General features: G+C 35.3%; 15 protein-coding genes. 2 read left to right on the top strand and 13 right to left on the bottom strand.

Going from position 1 to position 20,785, the window contains the following annotated elements; all coding sequences use genetic code 11:
• Positions 1 to 4 precede the first annotated feature (4 nt).
• On the bottom strand, positions 5 to 772 hold the full coding sequence (locus tag SB773_RS12840) for a DUF3891 family protein (RefSeq protein WP_193664641.1): 768 nt from the start codon (positions 770 to 772) through the stop codon (positions 5 to 7).
• Between the two features lie 204 nt (positions 773 to 976).
• Here SB773_RS12840 and SB773_RS12835 point away from each other — a divergent pair, with 204 nt between their 5' ends.
• Positions 977 to 1,249: an HU family DNA-binding protein gene (locus SB773_RS12835; protein ID WP_002012780.1), complete on the top strand. Its 273-nt coding sequence runs from the start codon at positions 977 to 979 to the stop codon at positions 1,247 to 1,249.
• Between the two features lie 50 nt (positions 1,250 to 1,299).
• On the opposite strand, the gene SB773_RS12830 is transcribed toward SB773_RS12835, so the two are convergent.
• The 10 genes from SB773_RS12830 to SB773_RS12785 all read right to left on the bottom strand — a co-directional run bounded on the left by SB773_RS12830 (position 1,300) and on the right by SB773_RS12785 (position 17,940).
• On the bottom strand, positions 1,300 to 1,842 hold the full coding sequence (locus tag SB773_RS12830) for a cold-shock protein (RefSeq protein WP_410590236.1): 543 nt from the start codon (positions 1,840 to 1,842) through the stop codon (positions 1,300 to 1,302).
• A 36-nt stretch (positions 1,843 to 1,878) separates the two neighbouring features.
• Positions 1,879 to 2,628, bottom strand: coding sequence for a 4'-phosphopantetheinyl transferase Sfp (sfp, locus tag SB773_RS12825; protein ID WP_410590234.1), 750 nt, complete (start codon positions 2,626 to 2,628; stop codon positions 1,879 to 1,881).
• Positions 2,629 to 2,692: 64 nt separating this feature from the next.
• The gene (locus SB773_RS12820) at positions 2,693 to 4,135 is read right to left on the bottom strand and encodes an MDR family MFS transporter (protein ID WP_410590232.1); all 1,443 of its coding nucleotides are present in this window, start codon (positions 4,133 to 4,135) and stop codon (positions 2,693 to 2,695) included.
• Complete coding sequence (locus tag SB773_RS12815; RefSeq protein ID WP_000184075.1) at positions 4,135 to 4,359, bottom strand: MbtH family protein; 225 nt, start codon at positions 4,357 to 4,359, stop codon at positions 4,135 to 4,137. Before SB773_RS12815 ends, SB773_RS12820 begins: the two co-directional genes overlap by 1 nt.
• Positions 4,356 to 11,516 (bottom strand): amino acid adenylation domain-containing protein, encoded by a 7,161-nt coding sequence (locus tag SB773_RS12810; RefSeq protein WP_410590229.1) that lies wholly within the window; start codon positions 11,514 to 11,516, stop codon positions 4,356 to 4,358. The genes SB773_RS12815 and SB773_RS12810 overlap by 4 nt, the downstream gene beginning before the upstream one ends.
• A 33-nt stretch (positions 11,517 to 11,549) precedes the next feature.
• Positions 11,550 to 12,443 (bottom strand): isochorismatase family protein, encoded by an 894-nt coding sequence (locus tag SB773_RS12805; RefSeq protein ID WP_002012770.1) that lies wholly within the window; start codon positions 12,441 to 12,443, stop codon positions 11,550 to 11,552.
• A gap of 24 nt (positions 12,444 to 12,467) precedes the next feature.
• Positions 12,468 to 14,084, bottom strand: coding sequence for a (2,3-dihydroxybenzoyl)adenylate synthase (locus SB773_RS12800; RefSeq protein WP_060751736.1), 1,617 nt, complete (start codon positions 14,082 to 14,084; stop codon positions 12,468 to 12,470).
• 12 nt (positions 14,085 to 14,096) lie between these two features.
• Positions 14,097 to 15,296 carry an isochorismate synthase DhbC gene (gene dhbC / locus SB773_RS12795; RefSeq protein ID WP_016094091.1) on the bottom strand — a complete coding sequence of 400 codons (1,200 nt, stop codon included), beginning with the start codon at positions 15,294 to 15,296 and terminating at the stop codon, positions 14,097 to 14,099.
• Between the two features lie 26 nt (positions 15,297 to 15,322).
• A complete protein-coding gene (gene dhbA, locus SB773_RS12790; protein ID WP_002012767.1) occupies positions 15,323 to 16,108 on the bottom strand; it encodes a 2,3-dihydro-2,3-dihydroxybenzoate dehydrogenase in 786 nt (261 codons plus the stop codon).
• Between the two features lie 629 nt (positions 16,109 to 16,737).
• Positions 16,738 to 17,940, bottom strand: a complete 1,203-nt coding sequence (locus SB773_RS12785; RefSeq protein WP_002085734.1) for an L-lactate MFS transporter — start codon at positions 17,938 to 17,940, stop codon at positions 16,738 to 16,740.
• A gap of 680 nt (positions 17,941 to 18,620) precedes the next feature.
• On the opposite strand from SB773_RS12785, the gene SB773_RS12780 reads away from it, so the two are divergent.
• On the top strand, positions 18,621 to 18,806 hold the full coding sequence (locus SB773_RS12780) for a YkvS family protein (protein WP_002012762.1): 186 nt from the start codon (positions 18,621 to 18,623) through the stop codon (positions 18,804 to 18,806).
• Between the two features lie 63 nt (positions 18,807 to 18,869).
• On the opposite strand, the gene SB773_RS12775 is transcribed toward SB773_RS12780, so the two are convergent.
• Both SB773_RS12775 and alr read right to left on the bottom strand, forming a co-directional pair.
• Complete coding sequence (locus SB773_RS12775; protein ID WP_002012759.1) at positions 18,870 to 19,169, bottom strand: ArsR/SmtB family transcription factor; 300 nt, start codon at positions 19,167 to 19,169, stop codon at positions 18,870 to 18,872.
• 220 nt (positions 19,170 to 19,389) lie between these two features.
• On the bottom strand, positions 19,390 to 20,586 hold the full coding sequence (gene alr / locus SB773_RS12770) for an alanine racemase (protein WP_410590225.1): 1,197 nt from the start codon (positions 20,584 to 20,586) through the stop codon (positions 19,390 to 19,392).
• Between the last annotated feature and the right edge of the window lie 199 nt (positions 20,587 to 20,785).

The raw sequence follows: 20,785 nt of genomic DNA, 5'->3' as shown, positions 1-20,785 counted from the left end.
CTCCTTATTGTATGAAACGAATGTTTTGCTTCTTCATTTCCGCTTCTCTATCAGCTTTTACAATCCCTTTTTCTTTAACTTCATGTTTATTTATAGTTTTATATTTTACATATGTATAAAATTCCGTTTTAAATGGAAACGATGTAATTTGAATTGTTTCTTCATCCACCCATTCAGCTTGAATAGGCTTCTCCCCCTTACTATTAAACATTTCTGTTCCTTCAAAACCCTCTTTAAATAAATCAATTTCATCTTTCTTTTTTACACCAGGTTTATTCATACATACATATAAAGAAAGTTCATCACAAAACTTTAATAATCTATAATGTTTATCAAACATCGCATATTGTTCTTTTGTTAACGTTTTCAAAATTCTTTTTTGTCGTTCCAATTCATTTTTATAAAAAGACATCATCTCTTCATCTTCCTCATTTAATGAAAATGATAAAAAGTGCTTACTACAAAGTAGCGCCCCGTATGGATTTGACTCTTCAATTGCATTCAAACCAATCGTATAAAAAACAAAGCGTAATGAACTTGGACAATCCATAAATGTATATGGAATATTTTTAGTATCATTCAAAATTGGTACTTTATCAAGCTCTATCCATCCTCTATCATGCTCATATATAGCATCAATTGTCTCTTTTAAGTATATTTTATCTTCAAAAAAATCTTCTATTATATGTCTTGCAATTTCACCAGCTAAAAAACCATGATCATGTTGACGAATTAATATACTTTCTTTCTCATTCTTTTCACGAAAAATCATCCGTATATTCCCCCTCATCCTCATATTACAGCTTGTTGTATGCATCAATTCTTAATTAATCCCTAAATATTAGCAGGGATTCAGTTTCTTTCAACGAAATTAACATAAATATACAGCATTCTTTCTAATCACAAAGTTAGCTTTATCTTTACTAACCATTATACTAAAACATTCATTCTAAAAAATTTTTTATGAGGTGAAAACATGAACAAAACAGAATTAGTTAAAAATGTAGCACAATCAGCTGATATTTCTCAAAAGGATGCTTCTGCAGCTGTACAATCCGTATTTGACACAATTGCTAATGCATTACAATCTGGCGATAAAGTGCAACTAATCGGCTTTGGAACTTTTGAAGTGCGTGAAAGATCTGCTCGTACAGGGCGTAATCCGCAAACTGGAGAAGAAATTCAGATTGCTGCTGGTAAAGTTCCAGCATTTAAAGCAGGAAAAGAATTAAAAGAAGCTGTTAAATAAACAAGAAACCAGCCATTTTATAGGCTGGTTTCTTGTTTATTGTTTAGTTCTTATTTAAGCAGTTCCTTTATATTCTCTGCATGATACACTTCACAAATATAAAATACACATTTGCAGTTATTTACAATTTGATATTTTCTAGTTGGATAAACATTCGCCGCAACAGAACATCCATCAAACAATTCGATAATATTTCCAGATGGCTGATATCCTTCATATAATACGTTTCTTCTTACTTCCATCTTTTCTATAAGGTTTTCAACAGGAATATTTCCACTCTCTAATTCACTCTTTATTGTATCCGGTAAAAACGAAGTGTCTGCAAAAATTAGATTTTCAGATAACACCTTACCTTTATAACTAACATTAGATACGCGATAAAGAAATGTTCCGTTTTTATCAAAGAAATTCTTTGCTTCTTTCGGAATGTATTGTCTATCAAGCGCTTCCTGTTCAAGTACATCAAACTGAACTGTATCTTTTAGAAGTTTTTCTAAAGCTAGAATAGATGACGTATTTCTAGAAAACAACATATCTTTAATTGCCTGTACATTATAAGTTAATTCAGTTTTTCTATTTTCTGCTACTAACATGAGGAACACCTCTTCTATAAGAAATTTTATTAAAAATTAACGATGATTTAATAGCAATCCCGCGTCTAACTGCGTAATTTCAGTTACTTCTTTACTAAATATTGCAATGGAAGCCATATAATCTAAACTAGGTCTTACATCTTCCATCATTGTATTTTCTGCTAACTCTTGTTTTTCTTTAAAAATCAACAATTTTGGAGGGTCATTTGGAGCTGATACTGTAATTTCTACTGGTGGAATCAATAGTCCTTCACCTGTCGCTTTCAGCACTGCTTCTTTTCGAGTCCAATATGTTAAAAATCCTTCTAGTCGCTGCTCATCAGGTAATTTCATAACTTGTGCTATTTCAATGTCTGTTAATACGCCCTCTGCCATTTTCATAACATCTATATTTAGATTCATTTGCTCAACATCAACACCCACAGGTGCAGATTTAGTAAATGCAACAACAACCCACTCACCCGAATGTGAGACTGATATTTGCGGCATCCCTTCTGGTAATTGAGGTCTACCGTGTTGTAACTTACATACTGGGCACATCCGATCAATTGGTACTTGAACTGGCGACATAGAAAGTACCTTTCCAAGTACTAATCTACTAATTACACAACCTATTATAAAACGCGCACGGTCTGCCGAATGATGATATGAATTTGCTTTCTCTCGCTCTACATCATTTAGGAAATTGTAATGCCATGATTGTAAATCTGAAATTCTTGCCCACCATATTTGACAACTATTCTCATTAAGGGTTGGTACAGAATCTACAACTTTACTCTCTATCATGTAAACTCTCTCCTTTTAAATGCCAATATTACTTTATTTCAAAAGAGTATTAGCATGCTGCAACTCATTCATTTACAACTTCTTTCTCTTTTTGTAATACAGATAACGGCTTTTTATTCTTCTTTGACATTACCTCTTTATCAGAAATACGTAAAGAAAATAGTAATGCTATGAGTAAAAATATTGCTGATCCAATTAATGCTGCTTGATATGGTAAGAAATCTGACTGTACATTATTCTGTACGTTATTACTTCCAAAACCAGATAGTATACTAGCTAAAACAGCAACTCCTATTGCAGATCCTAGTCGGTTTTGTACATTGAATATAGTAGTTGCTCTACCCATAGAAGGTGGCGTGATATTGTTAAAAGCAGAAAATTGAACAGCACCGACAGACTGCCCTAAGAAAATACCTATACCAAACAATAACGCTCGTATTTGCCATGGATTCGTATCATGATTTACAAAACTTAATAAAATAAATATAACCGCGGTACTTATTAATCCAATAGAGATTACTTTTCGAGCCCCTAATTTCTTATACGTCCATGGTACAATTTGCGAAGAAATCATTAATCCAATCGCCTCTGGGAATGTCGTAAGACCTGATTCCAGCGCAGAAACTCCGATTACATTTTGATACATAAGCGGAAAAACAAATAGCATTCCAAGTAAACCAGCAGATGAAAACAAGGATATGAGACTCATTTTTCTAAAAACGGGTTCTTTTAATAAGCGTAAATCTAACATCGGTTGCTTTACTTTCAATTCTACAATTATAAACAGTGAAATGAATACAATCCCAGCTATCCCAGTACTTATTATTTCTGGAGAAACCCAACCTTTTGACGGCCCTTGACTGAGTGCATAGATGAGCATCGCAAAACCTGGTGCTGAAAGAACAAAACCGAGAGAATCAAAACGACCAGCTGATTTTTCAATATGCTCTGCTAAAAATAGAAGTCCAAATAGCAACGCAATGATACCAAACGGCAGATTAATATAAAATGCCCAGCGCCAAGACATTTGATCTACAAAGAAACCACCAATAATTGGTCCGATCGCTGGTGCTACAGCAATTGGAAGTACAATAAATCGAGAAATTTTTGGTCTTTCCTCTGGTGAAAATGTTCGGAATAACATCGCCATCCCGACTGGTGTTAAAAGCCCGCCACCAGCACCTTGAATGATACGAAAAATGTTTAATGAAGTAATATCATTCGCAATTCCACATAATGCAGATGCAATTGTAAAAACGAAAAGGGCAGTTAAAAATACTTTTTTCGTACCAAAACGATCGCCTAACCAACCAGAAATCGGAAGAAAAACAGCTAAGCTAACTAAATACCCAACATTTACTGTCCCCATTGCAGATGGGGGTACTTGCAGTTCTTTGCTTATCATTTGCAGTGCTACATTCACAATCGTTGCATCCATCGCAGCCATAAACATCGCTGTTATATAAACGATGCTTACAACTACTTTTGGATTTATTTTTACTTTCATTATTGTTTTCCTACTAATATTTTTTCGCTAATTTGATTTTTTTTCGGCTCTAAATCATTCCAGTTAACTTCAACGTATTCTAAGCAAACTTGTCTGCTAGCTTCTTCATGTACGACATTCCATCCAATTGGTACATCGAGAAAGGCAGGCCAGAGAGAATACTGGCCCTCCTCATTCATTAATACTTTATATGTGTAATTATCATTTTCAAATGGATTCGTCATACTTTACTTACCCCTTTCTTATTCTGCAAATATTTCGCTAGCACTTGTCCAATTTCTGTAAGTGGACCTGGCTGACATAAATCTTTATGTCTACAATCAATGTCATGCTGCACGATTTCCCCGTCTAAATAATTTAGCCACGTATTTGGAGAAATAGGATTAAACCAGTCTGGTATAACAGTAGATCTAAAGAATAAAATATCCCCGTTATAAACTTTTGGCACGTATTTCCCTAACAACCCTACTGAATTTACATATGTTTCTTTCAAGTTTAAAATAGTCTCTTCCTCAAGACTTGCTAATGCACTTCCATCTTTGCGAAGTATTGCAACCGCACTTTCCATAGTAAGTGGTTTACCATCCATGTTATCTGGATCATATCCACCTAAAGCAAGTAATGCGATTAACGCTTCTTCTTCAGTAGGTGCTTCCGTATTCGGTAAGAAGTGACCAGGATACGAATCCAGCATAACGAGTAATTCTACTTCTTCCCCTTCATTTTGAAGTTGCGCCGCCATAGCATGAACAACATTTCCTCCAAGCGACCATCCGAGTAAACGATATGGTCCGTGAGGCTGTATTCCACGAACGTGTTTTAAATAATCCGCCGCCATCTCCTCTAAGCTTTTTGGAAGTTCTTCATTTTCAGCGATACCACGTGCTTGTACACCATAGATTGGATAATCTGTTCCTAAAGATTTCATAAGTCCTGCATAGCACCAACTTAATCCACCTGCTGGATGTACACAAAATAGTGGTAATTGATCTCCGCTTGCTCGTAATGGAAGCAACACATCAAGTGCACTTTGACCATTCCCCATTTCAAGTCTTTCAGCAAGCCCTGCAACAGTAGGTGCTGCAAATAAAGTTCCGATATTTAGTTCAACTCCAAGTGCCTCTTTAATGCGACTCATCAGCTGCACTGCAAGAAGTGAATGACCACCAAGATCAAAGAATCCATCATCAATTCCAATTTGAGACACACTTAAAACTTCTGTAAACAAGTCACATAACATTTCTTCTTGCGGTGTTCTCGGTCCGCGGCTAGAAGATGATGCAATAAATTCTGGAGCTGGCAATGCCTTTCTATCTAATTTACCGTTTGGAGTTAAAGGTAACTCATTTACTACTACAAAAGCGTATGGAACCATATAATCTGGCAAACTACCTCCAACATACTGACGCATTTCATTCGTATCGATCGTTTCATTATTTGATGCGACGATATAAGAAACTAATCGTTTATCCCCTGGTTGATCTTCCCGTACAATAACAGCTACTTGTTCAACTTTAGGATGTTTCATTATTACCGCTTCTATTTCCCCTAACTCAATTCGGAATCCACGAATTTTAATTTGATGATCTGCACGTCCTATATAATCTAACGTCCCATCTTGACGCCAGCGCGCTAGGTCTCCTGTACGATACATTCTTGTACCTGGCTTACCAAATGGATCTGCGATAAAACGTTCAGCAGTTAATCCTGCTCTTCCTAAATATCCACGAGCGAGCCCTGCACCTGCAACATATATTTCTCCAACTACTCCAGGTGGCATCGGTTGTAAATAGTTATCTAATACGTATACTTTAAGATCCGGTATACTGCACCCGATTAAACTATTTGCTCGTAAAGATACGATACTTTCATCTAATTCAATATAACTAACATGTACCGTCGTCTCCGTTATTCCGTACATATTAATAAGCTTCGGTGCGTTATAAGGATGGCGACTATACCAATCTTCTAATCGACTTAGTTCAAGTGCTTCTCCGCCAAAAACAACATATCGTAAAGATAATTTTTGACCAACCTCTTCATTTTCACGATCTGCTTGCATCAATTGATAGAACGCTGATGGAGTTTGGTTTAAAACAGTAACCTTTTCCTTAACAAGAAGCTGTAAAAATTCTTTCGGCGAGCGACTTACAGTATGTGGTACTACAACTAAACGCCCTCCATATAATAAAGGCCCCCAAATTTCCCAAACCGAGAAATCAAAAGCGTATGAATGAAACATCGTCCACACATCGTCTGCGTCAAATTGGAACCAATGATCAGTTGCTCCTAAAAGTCTTACTACATTTTGATGAGGTATCATAACCCCTTTCGGTCTACCTGTTGAGCCTGACGTATAAATAACGTAAGCAATATGTGAAGGAGATAACGGCTTCATGCGCTCCATTTCATCTATATTGTCTTCACTATATTTCTCAATTTCTTCTATTACGTTCACATCATCAACTAAAACCTTTAGTGCCTCATCACATTCAATTTCCACATCTGAATTTGTTAAAACACATGATGGTTTCGCATCGTGTAGCATAAATGAGATACGATCTGACGGATAATCCGGATCTAACGGAAGGTATCCCGCACCAGCTTTAAGAACAGCAAGTAAGCTTACAACCATATTTAAAGATCTCGGCATCGCTAAAGCAACAAGTTGATCAGGACCGATTCCTTTCGCTATTAACAAACGAGCTATTTTATTCGCTTTTCTATTTAACTCTTCATAAGTTAGCTTTTCATCTTCAAAGACGACAGCAATAGAATTTTGATTTACATGAGCCTGCTTTTCAAATAATTGTGGCAATGTCATTTCAGGTACAATTTGAAAACCACCATTCCACTTTTCTAAAACTGTATTTCGCTCTGCTAAAGTTAATATTTCTAATCTACCAATTGATTGATCCGGATGTTTCTCTGCATCATCTAATAATAGAATGAATCGTTCTATTAGTTTTTGAACCGTTTCACGTTTATATAAATCGGTACTAAACTCTAACAATCCATGTAAGCCGTTTGGAGTACCATCAACTCTGTTACTCTCGCTAATTTCAAATGTTAAATCAAATTTTGCAGAACCAACACTTTGAATTTCAAGGCTCGCTTCTAAATCCGGTACATTAAACGTTGCTTCTGGCGTATTTTGGAAAGCTAACATAACTTGAAACAGCGGATGACTATTTCGAGTTCGTACTGGGTTTAACACTTCAACAAGTCGTTCAAATGGAACATCTTGATTTTCATAAGCTGCAAGGTTTACCTGTTTCACTCTATTTAATAATTCTTTAAAACTTGGATCTCCTGATGTATTTGTGCGTAACACTAATGTATTTACAAATAAACCAACTATATCCGTGAGTACATCGTCGTTTCTTCCAGCAATCGGACTACCTAATGGTATATCAGTTCCAGCACCTAATCTTGTAAATAAGGCACTTAGTCCTGCTTGCAACACCATAAACAAACTAACTCCATTTTTACGAGCGAGCTCCACTAACCTACTATGCATACCTTCATCTAAATGAAAATGAATTGTTTCCCCGCGATAACTAGTTTCAATTGGGCGCTGGTAATCTGTAGGTAACTCCATTTGATCTGGTAAACCTTTTAACTCTTCTTTCCAAAAATCTAATTGTGTTGAAATAATACTGTCTGGTTTTGTTTCATCACCTAATAGCTGTTGTTGCCATAGTGAATAATCTGCGTATTGAACTGGAAGGGTTTCTAGTTGAACACTATCACCTTGACATCGTGCTTTATAAGCCGCTGTAAAGTCTCTCGTTAACGCTTGTAATGACCATCCATCTCCTACAATATGATGCAAAAGAATTAGTAAAACATGTTCGTTTTCACTCACTTTAAAAAGTTGCAAACGAATTGCTGGTTCGATATCAAGATTAAAGCTATATCTTACAGCTTCAGACAGTGTACTTTCTAATTCATCCTTACATGTATTTGTTATAATCATTTTTAAATTCAATTTATCCATTTCTAGAATTCTTTGATATGAACTGCCAAGTGAATTCGGGAAAATCGTTCTAAGTGTTTCATGTTTCTCAACTACATCATAAAAGGCACCTTGCAGTGCTTCCTCATTCAATTTTCCAGACATACGAATGACTAACGGAATATTATAAGTAGGACTTGGACCTTCTAAACAATTTAAGAACCATAACCTGCGCTGTGCAAATGAAAGTGGAACTTCATTTGGCCTACTTACTTTCTTAATAGCTGGTCTTGCGCTTTTTGCACGATCCAACTGGTTCGCTAATTCAGCAACAGTTGGTGATTCAAATAGCTTTCCGATTCCTAATTCTACACTTAACGTTTCACGAATTCTTGCCATTAAACGAGATGCAAGAAGCGAATGGCCACCCATTTCAAAGAAATTATCATCTATACTAATTCGCGAAACACTAAGTACTTCTGCAAATAAATCACATAGTATTTCTTCTTTCGGATTTCTAGCAACTCTCTCATTGTTCATTCCATTAAAATCAGGAGCAGGTAATTTCTTTCTATCAACCTTACCATTTGGTGTTAATGGTAATTCTTCTAGCACAACAAATGCTGATGGTACCATATAATTCGCTAAACTTTCTGAAACATAAGAGCGAATTTCTGAAAGATGAATCATTTCCTTCTCTTCGGCAACGATATACGCAATGATTCGTTTATCATTTGGACGATCTTCTCGTACCATTACCACTGCTTGTTGTATATTTTCATGTCGTTGTAATACCGTTTCAATTTCAGCTAATTCAATTCGGAAACCGCGAATTTTAATTTGATGATCTGCGCGATTAATGTACTCTAACACACCATCCTTACGCCATTTCACAAGATCACCTGTGCGGTACATACGTGTTCCAGCTTTTCCATAAGGGTTTGCAACAAACCGTTCAGCCGTTAACGCTGGTTTTCCTAAATATCCGTTCGCAAGTCCTTCTCCTGCAATATATAATTCACCGATAACTCCAGGTGGAACAGGCTGTAACCCTGCATCCAAAACGTACACTTCTGTATTCCAAATTGGTCTTCCAATAGGAGGTATACCATTTTCACTGTCATCAATATTTATGAAAGTAGACCAAATAGTCGTTTCAGTTGGTCCATATAAGTTAGTTATAGAGCAACCTAATTCTTTTAATTTATTTGCTAAATGTGCCGGAAGAGCTTCACCGCCAACGAGTACGTTTAGCCTTTGTAACCTCTCTGGATATTCAGTTATTAACGCCTGCCAGAGCGTCGGTGTAGCTTGCATAATTGTCGCTCTTTCTTCTTGTAACAATGTCGTTAACGCAGAAGGCTCTTGGATTACCTCTTTTTGTGCAATTGTTAAACTTGCACCACTAATAAGAGGTAAATAAATTTCTAGAGCAGAAATATCAAACGCAAACGTTGTAACTGCTAATAAATGATCGTTTTCATTTAATGAAAACATATCTTTCATAGCTAATAAGAAGTTACTTAAACCTTTCATAGGAACAATTACACCTTTTGGATTTCCAGTTGATCCTGAAGTGTAAATTGTATAAGCTTGGTTTAAAAGTGATTCATCATTTTTAAATGATATATTCATATGAGAATATGTTTTTAACGCTATTTTCGTTTCTTCGCTATCTAATATGATTTTTTTAATATCATTTTCTATAACTAAAGTAGATGAAACAGATGAATGTGTTATGATACAAACCGGATTTGCATCATTTACTATATAATGAATTCGCTCGGCTGGGTATTCTGGATCTATCGGTAAATACGCTGCACCAGCCTTTAGAACTGCTAGCATACTAACTACCATTTCTATTGATCTTGGAAATACTAAGGCTACAAACTGATTTACTTCTATTCCTTCTTCTAATAAATAGTGTGCTAGTTCATTCGCTCGTTCATTTAGCTCTTTATACGTAAGTTTTATCCCGTTACAAGTAACTGCTATTTTATTTGGATTTTTTTGTACTTGTTTTTCAAATAATATAGGTAGATTAATTAGCTCTTCAGCTTTCTTCGTTTCATTCCATTCCAATAAAACTTTATGATTTTCTTCAGGAAGAGTAATGTTTATTTTTCCAATCGGCTCGTCTTTATGATAATTATTTATCATAAATTCTAATAGATTCATAAATCTTTCTTTATGCAATGCTAGTTCCGTATCGCTATATACTTCCGGATTCGCATCAAAATGAATCATTAACTCATTTTCATCGAAGCGCTTATATACATTAATCGATAAGTCATCGACAGGTCCTGCTGATAAATTATGTGTAATACCACGATTTCCAGCAAAGTTAAGCCCGTAATCAAAAGGCATAACATTCACTAACGGCCCAAACAACCTTTGATTTTCACCTAGTAACTTTAAGTCTCTTCTTAATTCCTCATGACGATATTTATGATGACGACGTACGTCTCGAATTTCTTTAGAAACTTGCTGTATTAATTCTGCAAAAGTTATATTTGGAGTTAACTTTAGACGAAGTGGAACTAAATTCATTACCATGCTAGGTGTATGAATAGATACAGAACCAAGACGCCCCATCATCGGTAAACCTAAAACAATATCATTTGCACCTGTTAATTTATGCATATAAATACTTGTTACAGCTACAACAAATTCGGGCCAACTCGTTAACGAAATATTAATATCTTCTAGTAAAGTTTTCGTACTAGCATTTGATAGATAAGCAGTTTCTCGTAAAAATCCATTTGATGTTCTCGGTGCTCGTTCTGCTAAACTTATAACTTCCGGTTCATCTGCAAACTTTTCTAGCCAAAAAGTACGATCTTCCTGAATTTGTTTAGATTCACGATACTCATTATCTTCTTGTACAATTTTTGCAAGAGAACCAAATGGCTTTTCATTCTTATTTGTTTCTTCTATAAGTGAGGTATACTCATTCGCTACCTTTTGGCTAAGAAGTGAAAATCCATAGCCATCCATCACAATGTGATGGATGCGCTGATACCAAAAGAAACGATTATTTTCAACTTGAATAAGTGCTTCAGTAAATAATTTATCTTCTTTTAAATCTATCGGTACAGATAAATCATTTTTCATCCATACTTTAGCAGCTTCTTCAGGATTTCCCTCTTTACGAACGTCAATAAAATGCATATGAAACGTTGACGATTCCTCAATAACTTGCCATGGGCCAATTTCATCCTCTTCGAAACGAACATGAAGTGCTTCTGCTTCTTTTACCACTTTACGTACAGCTAACTCGAAAATTTCATGATTAATATTTCCGTTTATTTCTATATATTCCCCAGTATTATAAATCGGATTAAGCGGATCTAATTGTTGCGCAAACCACATACCAAACTGCGCAGATGATAACGAATGACGAATCTTTTGACTGTTAGGCATTCTTTACTACCCCTTTATTATGTAGTCTATTTGTTACAGCACTTGTGCTGCTTGTGAAGATAGTAAACGGTACCAATCATCAACAGTTGGACGTTCTGCTAAATCTGCAAAAGTGATTTCTTTCCCTTCGCGGCGCCACTTCTCTACTAAACTCATAATTCTGACCGAATCAAGTCCTCTATTTAATAAGTCTTCATCAACTTCAATACTCTCTACTGGCTCACGGAGTAGTTGTGCAACTAGTTCATGTACTTTCTGTAAAGTGATTCCTTCACTCTCATCGCTTTTTACACTTTGTAAATCTTTTAATAGTAAGTTTGTTGATGTCGTTACTGCACATCTATTTGATGCATACTGCAATGCTTGTTTATGATGCTCTAGTGAAAAATCAGCAACTGCATCTGCTACAAAAAATGGCTCTATACCATCCATAAATGCTTCACAAGCTGTTAAAAGGCAGCCAATATGCGCATAAATACCGCAAATAATAAGTTGATCTCTTCCCTGCTCATTTAAAATTTCTAATAGATTCGTCTTTTTAAATGCACTATATCTCCATTTGGTTAGGAATATATCATCCTCATCTGGAGTAAGCTCATCGACAATTTTCTTTTTATCTGGTCCAGCAGGAATACCGTCACCCCAAAAGTCTTGTAATAACCCTCGTTGTTCTAACGTTTGTCCACCAGGTTGTGCTGTATAAACAACTGGTATACCAAGTTCCTTGCATCTTTCTCTTATCACCTTAATATTTGAAATTAGTTCTACTTTTGGCGATTCTTTATCGCTATATGCATCAAGAAAATATTCTTGCATGTCATGGATTAGAAGAACCGCACGTTTCGGATCTGGCGTCCAATTCACTTTATTTTTTGGTAGTTCTGATTCAATTGGCATTTTATATACTGAAATAGATGGGATAGCCATCTAATCACTTCCTTCCGATTTTTATTATTGTTTTACTGTAATAAGTTTTTCAGCAATGACTTTACGTAATTCTTTTTTGCTTACTTTTCCAACACCTGTTTGTGGGAATGATTCAATAAATTCAATTCGATCTGGAATCTTATAAGCTGCTATACCACGTTCTCTTAAGAACATTTTTAATTCGTTTGCAGTTAGGACTTGTCCACGAGCGATAACAAAAGCACAAGTGCGTTCTCCTAAATAATCGTCAGGCATAGATACAATTGCTACATCATGTACTGCATCATGTGCTAATAGATGATTTTCAACCTCTTCCGCAGCAACCTTCTCACCGCCACGATTAATTTGATCTTTATCTCTTCCTTCTACAATGATGTAACCTTGTTCATTTACTTTCACAAGATCTCCTGTACGATAAAATCCATCCTTTGTAAATGATCGTGCATTATGCTCTTCCGCTTTATAATAACCACGAATTGTATATGGCCCTCTTGTTAATAAACTTCCTACTTCACCGGGTTTTACATCGTTATCATTTTCATCAACAACCCTTACTTCATCGAATGTAGACATCGGTCTACCTTGCGTATGAATAATGATTTCTTCAGGATCATTTAATCTTGTGTAATTTACTAACCCTTCTGCCATACCGAACACTTGCTGTAACGTACATCCGAATGTAGGGCGAATACGCTTCGCAACTTCGGCACTAAATTTCGCACCTCCTACTTGAATAACTTGCAGGCTCGATAAATCGTCGTTACGGGAAGATGCTGCATCAAGCCAAATCATTGCTAATGGTGGAACGAGCGCTGTAATCGTAACTTTTTCTTTTTCTATAAGAGCAAATGCCTCATCTGGACTACCTCCAGTTGCCAATACTACTTTTCCACCCGCATAAAAAGTTCCAAATGTCCCTGGAGAACTCATCGGGTAATTGTGTGCTACTGGAAGAACTGCCATATAGACACTTTCTGCATTTAAATTACAAATGTCAGCGCTAACACGTAAACTATAAATATAGTCATCATGTGTTCTAGGAATTAATTTAGAAAGTCCTGTCGTCCCTCCTGATAATTGGAGAAACGCAACATCACTTGGCTGAACTTCTGGTAATGGAACGGGATTCATGTAAAGTTCATTTATACTCACAAACTCTTCTTCTTCCCCTACTACGATTACATGTTGTAAAGTAGGCACTTTTTCTTTTACTTCTCTTGCTAGTTTTCGGTAATCAAAGCCGAGAGCCTTGTCTGAAATAACGTAAGCACTCGCCTCACCAAACTCACAAAAATAACTAATTTCACTGCTTCGATGTGAAGGTAGTGCAAAAACAGGAAGCGCTCCAATTCGAAATAGTGCAAAGCATATTTCGAAAAACTCTATAATGTTAGGTAACTGGATTACAACTCGATCCTCTTTCTTTATTCCTAAATTCAGTAAACCTGAAGCTAAGCGATCTACCTGTTTATCAAGTTCACTATATGTTATTTGTGAATTACCACTTACAATCGCAATTTGATCTCCATGTTTTTCAGCGCGTTCTTTTAACATCGAACCAAATGTTTCTCCAAGCCAACACCCTTCTTCTCGATAGCGATTGGCAAATTCTTTTGGCCATTCCGTATAACCTATTAACATTCTTTCTTCCCCCTATTTTTCATTCAGCGAATTATCTCTTAACCCTAAAGCCTTCAACATTGTTTGGAACTTAGCTGATGTTTCTGCTAACTCATCTTCTGGCTTTGATTCAGCAACAACTCCAGCACCTGCATATAAGCGAAGTGTATTCTCTTGCACTTCAGCACAACGAATTGTAACAATCCATTCGCCATCTCCATTTAAATCGCTCCACCCTAACATTCCTGTAAAGAATTCACGGTCAAATGGCTCAATTTTTTGAATAGCCTCTCTCGCTTCTTCCATTGGAGTTCCGCAAACTGCTGGCGTTGGATGAAGGGCAATTGCTAATTCTAAAGAAGACGTATTTGGGTCCTTTAGTTCACCTTTCACTTCCGTAGACAAATGCCACATTGCTTCACTATGAATAACTGAGGGTTTTTCTGGAACATGTAATATATGACAGTAAGGGCGAAGCGCAGCGGCAACCGATTCAACTACTACCGCATGTTCATGTAAATCTTTTGGAGAAGAAAGTAATTCTTCTGCCCTTCTTTTATCTTCTACTGGATCCTCACTTCGTGGTCTTGAGCCAGCCAACGGATTAGAAATTACTTGCATACCATGACGTGAAACAAGTAATTCAGGACTTGCTCCAATTAACGTCTTACTGTACTCGTTTTCATCTTTCGGCAAATTAACAGCAAATGTGTAGCCGTGCTTATTATGTTCCGCTAATTCACGGAGTAGTTTTTGTTGATCAATTTTCTCGGAAGACTTAACATCCAATGATCTGGATAGAACGATTTTTCTTAAATCTCCGTCCTGAATTTTTGCTATTCCTTGCTTCACACCATCCATATAAACTTCAGGAGCTGGAACCGGTGTCATTTCAAATGTCAGTTTCTCATTTCGTTTTATCTCATTTGTTGTCTCTAACTGTAAACGCTCAGTAATTCTACTATGTTCTGGTACGATAAGTTGAACTTCTTTTCTACGATCAAAAGGCAAAGCACCAACAACGATAGGATTCGGATTTCCGGCTTGTTTTGCATTACTTAATACCGCTTGTACAAGTTCTGGAAAGCTTTCAATTTCATGATGTTTTACTGTAGTAAACTCTCCTTCTGTCAATATCGTTCGAGTTGGTGAAGCGAAAAAGAACGAAGATTCAGTTTTATAATCTTCTAATAATTTTTCTGACAGTTCCTTTACGGCTATAAGTTCATTCATAGTATTAAAACCTCCTGAATTTTTTATTAAACTCCTAATGTAGCTCCGCCATCGACACATAAATTGTGCATTGTAATATGACTCGCTTTATCAGAAGCTAAAAACAATACTGCTTCAGCAATTTCTGAAGGTTGTGCAATTTTTTGTAACGGAATACCGAGTCTATATGTATTTTGAGAACCAGCAATTATATTTTCAGCTCCATTCTCATCGGCCCATAGTAATCTTTGCATTTCAGTTTCAGTAGAACCAGGAGAAACTAAGTTGCAGCGAATATTGTATGCTGCAAGCTCTAATCCTAAACACTTCATAAACATTGTCGTTGCGGCTTTTGATGCAGCATACGCAGCCATTTCCATTCTCGGAGTATTTGCCGCATTTGAACCAACTGTAACAATTGCCCCTGACCTTCTTTGCATCATATGTTTACTTACTGCTCGAGACATATAGAAAACTCCTGTAGAATTTACAGAGAAGGTTTTATTCCAATCTTCATCACTTAAAGAGTGAATTGGTCCCATACGTAATACCCCTGCAACATTTATTAATATATCTATTGGTGCTATATCATTTTCAATACCGTTTACCATATCTTCAACAGCGGTACTATCACTCACATCTAAATGAAATGTTTTCATACGTGTTTCATTTAATTCATTTTCATTTAAGAGTACGTTTAACCCCTCTTCATTTTGATCAACCGCAATAACTGTAGCTCCTCTTTCTAAAAACATTTTGGCAACAACACTGCCTATACCTTGAGCTGCACCTGTTACTAAAACCGTTTTCCCATCAAATTCCCCTAAGTTCATTTTCTCTATCCTCTCATTTGAAAATTGATCTAATTAAACAAATAGTGATAATGATAACGATTATCACTATCAATGTAAAAAATAATACACTTACTAAACTAATTGGTCAAGTGTACTTTTCATCAAAATATTATTCATTGATAATGTTTTTCATTTAATATTCTTACATCAAAATGATAATCTTTCTCAATAAACTTGTCAACCTATTTTTATTTTTCAGATAAAATATTTTAGTACTTCTCAATACAATTACATCTAAAAGCATTAATAAGTACTTACATTAAAAAATTTAATTCGTACTCCTCTTTTTAAAATTGAAGAAGATAAACTGTAGTTACCTTCATTTACAAAGCCTTACCAAAAACTCAAGTATATATTTTCTCAACATTTTTCTGAAAATATCGAGAAAGTATATCTTGCAATTACCGATGCATGTCGTGTTTATAATTTAAGATTTAATAAGTATTTCGAATATAATATATCAATTTATGATATTCCAATATAATCCAAACGGATACTTTACTCATTTTTTTGCCTCTATAAAATTCCACATGTTGTAATTCATAAAAAAGCACCCTATTAAATAGGGTGCTTTTTAGTAAACATAGTGTTAAAGAAGATTTATATACTTACGCTACACTGCGATACTCTTCTTCTTTTTCTTTTTTCTGCTTAGGCACTTGGATTAAAAGTGCGATAATAAATGATACGACACATAATACGCCGATCACCATGAAAGTTGGTTTGAATCCACCTAGAACTGCACCGATAAAGGAACCAGCGAGCGCTCCAAATCCAAATCCTTGATACACAATTCCGTAGTTCTTACTATGGTTTTTCATACCGTAGAAATCACCAACGATAGCTGGGAAAATAGTTATATTTCCACCAAAGCAAAACGCTACACTTGCTACACATACGAAGTAGATACCATAATTTAAATCTACGAAACTTAAAACCAAGACTGAAGCTGCCATAACAACAAATGTCCCAGTAACGATTTTTAAACGGCCGATTTTATCTGATAACGGTCCTAAAATAATACGACCTAATGTATTGAAGATTGCAACCATAGCCACCGCATTAGCTGCTGTCGCTGCGCTAAGCCCTACAAGTTGAACACCAATGTCTTTTACCATACCAATTAAATATAAGCCACTCATACATGATGTAAATAACATAATAAATAATAAGTATACTTGTTTTGTGCCTAACATTTCTTTCGTTGTATATTCCTGAGTTTTTGTTTCATGAACTGCTCCTTGATCTGCAGCTTGATGGATTAAACAAGCGCCAAGGACAATCATAGCTGTAACAATTAAACCCCAGTATATAAACGCTTGTGATACACCAACTGATTCAATTAACTGTGCGTTAATATATTTAAAAATTAAGCTACCCGAACCATATGCAGAGACAGAAATACCAGCAATTAAACCTTTACGCTTTGGAAACCACTTTATTAAATTGGATAATGAAGTGATATATGCTGTACCATCTGCATAACCTACAACAACCCCTGCTAGTACATAAAGCAATATTAATGAGGAAGCTTGTGAACTAAGTATTAATCCAATTCCTAATGCTAGTCCAGCTATCATAATAAGTTTACGAAGTCCCCATTTTTCTTGCAATTTACTCGCAAACAAAGTTGAAAACGCTAAAGACAGGCTAGTAATTGAGAAAGTTATAGCAACAGCGTTAAGACTCCAACCGTATTTACTCACTAAGGGCTGATTGAATAAACTCCATGTATATATCGTACCAAGCCCCATTTGTACTATGACTGTTCCAAGGACAACAAGCCATGGATTAACCGATGATTTTTTCATACCATCTCTCCTCCTCTTTCTATTTCAATGCTATTCGCTAAATATGCTTTTTTTATTTTTATTTTCGCCACCTCATTCGACTTAACAACTTCATTGTATAGGATGTTTCCGCTTATGTAAGCACTTACAAGATGGAGCGTCAAAAATATGGAATCAGTTACAGAAAACGAAGGGTGAAATACAAAAAACTACTTGTTAAATACGTAGCAGCTTTTACAATGTTTTGCATCAATACGAATTACGGAGCTTTCACATCCTCTTTTACCAAAAAAATTATCGAATTATCCATGGCTGGACTTCAATATTTTGCTTATCCTATTCTTATTTAACTCTTCAACGTTTATAACATGTTGCGTCTGTATTTCTTGATACAAATCATTTAATAGTCTTGTAATCTGGCTTCTCATTACAATGCTTGTAATCAAAAATTCCATCTTTTATACATTTTAACTTCCATATATCTTTTTTTTTTTACGAAACATACAGAATTACAACGTTTTTTCACAATTTTATACATAAAAAATAGAAAATATATAATTCATTTACATAATTTTGCACTTTAATTTTTACTAAACAACAAATATTTTATTGATAAATAAAACTAAACATTCACTAATATATCTATACGTGGTTTAATATATATAATAAACAAACATTTCTGACTTTTATAAGGAGGTACTATGAAAGCAAACGTAGGCGATACTATACTATTTCAACGAAATAACTTAAAGATCACAGCATCTGTACTAAAACTATACACTGAATCGGTCTTAGTTGAAGTCACAGATGTAAGCGGTGGTACTTTTGAATTTGACCGAACAATTGTAAATCATAAAAACTATAAAATTTTAAATGCAAATAAATAAAACAATACAATACAAAATAGCCCCTGCTTAACAGCGGAGGCTATTTTGTATAATAACAATTCATTAATTTACATATCCTAAAACACTAACAATCTTGCTTGCTTTTAAATTATTAATATAATAATAAATTTCTAACCCTCTTCTCTCAGCTCTTAGCACTTTACCTTTCATTTTTGATAAATGCTGCGAAACAGTCGATTGAGGAATATTCAATATTTCTGTTAATTGTGTTACATTACAAGTTTTGCGTGCACTTAATTCATTTACAATTTGTAATCGTATTGGATGCGCCATTATTTTTAAAATATCCACATCTTCTTCAGTTACTAAACTTTTTTTTATCTCGCTCGTATATGTTGTCATAAGACATTCCCCTTTTATTTGAATTCCTTTTTATTAAAATCTGCTTCTAAATAAAATATTATCTCTAAATATACAATTAAGACCCTTATATAGAAATAATAGGATTTTGATTATTTAAAAACAGCAATACTATACAATTTCATCTATTTGGTACATATACATAATACAATTTCAATTTGTGCTGTATGTGAAGTTAGCATAAATTTATGATGAAGATTCTTCATTCATTTATACATAAACTGATAGGACTTCTTCGTAGTTCATTTATTATTTCGATTGGCTTATTGTCTTTTATATAGATGCGAGGTATCCTTCTACTTAACATACAAGTAATCTCATAATTAATTGTACTTAATGTATCTGCAACGCAATCTACACTTATTGATTCCTCGCCTTGATTACCATAAAAGACCACCTCATCCCCAACATGTATTGGCATGATTTTTGTTACGTCCAACATTAACTGGTCCATACAAATACGTCCTATAATAGGAACTTTCACATCCTTTATTAATACAAACCCTTTATTCGAGAGTCGCCTGCTGACACCATCCGCATATCCAACCGGTATCGTCGCAATCCATTCTTCTCCTGTCGCTGTGTATGTTGCTCCATAGCTAACCCCATTTCCTTTTTTTACTTTTTTGATATGCGCAACTTTTGATTTAAATGTCAGGATAGGCTGTAACGAAATAGCTTCTTGATTGACATCTGCAGATGGATAGAGACCGTATAACGCGATTCCAAGGCGGACCATATTTCCTTTTGTTTCTCTCATATCAATTGTAGCAGCACTATTATTGGCATGAATCCATGGAATAACAATTTGTAACTCTTCTGCTTTGCTTACGGCTTTTTGGAATACCTCTTGTTGCATGAGAGTATATGCTTTATCCCTTTCATCTGCACAAGCGAAGTGCGTGTACATTCCTTCAACCTGAATATATTTTGTACACTTTAATGTTTGTAAAAACAATGTGACTTCATTAAGTTGTAAACCGATTCGGCTCATTCCAGTGTCAATTTTAATATGGATGTACGCATTCTTTTCCATTTGTGAAGCAACCTCTTCTATAGCATGCAAATCCTCAATTGTATATACTGTCATGCTTAAATCATACGTAATTGCATCTACTATCGCTTCATACGGTGTGTATCCAAAGATTAATATTGGTACAGTTATACCAGCTTCTCTAAGTTCAATTCCTTCATCTACAAACGCAACTGCCAAGTGACTTGTGCCTGCCTCTATTACCGCCTTCGCAATCGGAACTGCCCCGTGTCCATAGGCATTCGCTTTTACAACTGTCATAATCGCTGTACCAAATGGAATAGCTTGTTTGTACTGTTGGAAATTACGTTGCAGTGCATTTAAATCAACTTCAATAATAGTATGTCTACCGTAGTTAACGTTCATAATTTATTTACCTCCTATATTAAGCTATCAAAAATGCTCTTCCTGAAGAGCCAAGTTCATGAATCCATAAAAGTCATTAGTATTCAAACGAAAATCCGTCGGTTATTATTTTTTTAGTATTCCTTCAGTTATTTTTACCTCGTAACCTTCCGTGAGCTAAAATCGTTAAAAATCACATTCACTCTCACCCTCATATTTT

Origin of the sequence: Bacillus sp. SIMBA_074 (genome assembly GCF_046534555.1) — a bacterium.
Classification (GTDB): Bacteria; Bacillota; Bacilli; order Bacillales; family Bacillaceae_G; genus Bacillus_A; species Bacillus_A mycoides.
The sequence above is the reverse complement of the archived record's forward strand: the minus strand, read 5'-3'. Positions and strand labels throughout refer to the sequence as shown.